Source organism: Gelidibacter algens, from assembly GCF_001678675.1.
Classification (GTDB): Bacteria; Bacteroidota; Bacteroidia; order Flavobacteriales; family Flavobacteriaceae; genus Gelidibacter; species Gelidibacter algens.
The window spans coordinates 1-1,985 of the sequence record NZ_LZRN01000109.1 but is presented as its reverse complement, the minus strand read 5'-3'; the positions used below and the strand labels follow the sequence as shown (position 1 = coordinate 1,985).

Here is a 1,985-nt window from a genome sequence, read left to right as displayed (position 1 = left end):
CGGAATAATTATTGAGGAACCAAAACAAAAACCTTGGGGACAAATTGTTGCATATATTAGAGATCTTGATGGATTTTTGATTGAAATTTGCACTTCAATGGGCTAAAAATAACTGAAAATGCTAAACAAAAAAAACTATAAAAGATTTAAGACAACGTCCTGGAGTTATAATAGGTATAGAATTAACCATTGATGTAGGTATATTAGCAGGAAGTCAAGCAAAACCAAGCTAATCAAATTTTCAAATTCTTTTTAATTTAGAAAAATATAAAGAGATAAGACTTTTTATGAGGAAACTGAAAGAAAATCACGAAAACTAAACTGATTTTAATTAAAAAAACAAATGAAAGTTCTAAACAACAATTTTATTTTACGTAATTGCGGTAGCAATTATTTTTCTATCTCATAGTTTACACGGTATATTTACTGGTAATGACGTGAACACCTTTGGACATCTATTTTTAGATGAAATTGGTTTTTCCCCTTTTGGTGTAGCTATAGCATGGATAATTGTCATAAGTCAAATTATAACCTCGGTACTTTTATTCATAAACAAATTCACAAAGATTTCGTGTAGTATCAATATTTTAATTTTAGTGGTAGGGATTGTAACAGTGCATTTTAAAGAGGGCTGGTTCGTTGTTGGAGCGGGTACAAACGGAATGGAATTTAGCTTTATACTAATTGCTGTTTTGCTATCAATACTTCTTCCTAACGGACTAAACAAAAATATAAATAACAGCTAAATCTTTTTAAAAATGAAACTCATAATAAAAAATGTATTAATCAATTAATTGTATATCCGTAAACACCCCTAATATAGGCTAATTATTGTATATTTACTCAGATTTAAATCGGTTATAGACATGAACATATTTTCCTTTGGGGCAGAATTCACGGATGAAGAGAGCTGCCGCCTCCATTTCAAAAAACAGCGTGACGAGCATGGAGTGGTCTGCCACCGCTGCCAATCGACCGACCATTATTGGCTTGTCAACAAGTGGAGCTATCAGTGCAAGTCCTGCAAGGCGAGAATCTCCCTGCGTAGCGGAACCATCATGGAAAGCTCGAAGCTATCCTTCATGACGTGGTACAAGACCATCTTCTTGCTGAGCACGACCAAAAAGGGCTTCTCCAGCAAAGAGATCCAGCGCCAGCTCGGGCTCAAGCGCTATGAGCCTGTCTGGGCAATGGTGCACAAGCTGCGCAAGGCCATGGGCACGCGGGACGACCGCTACACCCTTGAGGGGATGATAGAGATGGACGAGGGATATTTTACCATCGAGGCCTCCGGTCACGAACATGAGACACAGAAAGCGGGCCGCGGCAGCAAGACAAAGAGCAATGTGATGTTCATGGCAGAGAGCACGGTGCTGGAAGATCTGGAAACAGGGAAAGTTGAGCGACAGGCCAGATATTTCAAGGCAAAGGTGCTCACGGACCATAAAATGGGAAACACCGACAGAACACTGCAGGACGCCATAGACAACGATGAATCCATCGTCTTCACTGACCAGAGCACGTCATATGTGAACATTGCGGATTACGTCGATATCCATATAAGTGAAAAGTCGAGCGAGCAGACCACCAAGGAAACCTTGAAATGGGTTCATATCGCGATAAGCAACGCCAAGCGAAATTTCCTTGGGACATACCATAAGATAAAGGCCAAATACCTGCAACTTTACCTGAATGAGTTCATTTACAAGCTAAACAGGAGATACTTTGGCGAGAGGATATTTGACAGGCTAGTAATAGCTAGCATCTCAGCAGGTGGACATTAAACGGATATACAAAATCAATTATTATTTAAACTGCAATTCAAAAAAATAAGAGGTTTATAAATCCACAATTATATTTTCATTTTAATTAGTTATGAAGACAATTAAAATATACCCAATCTCATTATAAAAACGATTTCAAACAGAATCCATCACATTTCTGGTATAATAATTTCATTATTTGTTAGCTTTCATGTATTCAAT

The 1,985-nt window shown here is 37.8% G+C and carries 2 protein-coding genes; both read left to right on the top strand.

From position 1 onward, the window contains the following. Positions 1-4: 4 nt before the first annotated feature. A complete protein-coding gene (locus A9996_RS20895) occupies positions 5-106 on the top strand; it encodes a VOC family protein (protein WP_083994044.1) in 102 nt (33 codons plus the stop codon). A gap of 760 nt (positions 107-866) precedes the next feature. Continuing rightward, positions 867-1,784: an IS1595-like element ISGal2 family transposase gene (locus A9996_RS19265; protein ID WP_066439157.1), complete on the top strand. Its 918-nt coding sequence runs from the start codon at positions 867-869 to the stop codon at positions 1,782-1,784. Positions 1,785-1,985 lie beyond the last annotated feature (201 nt).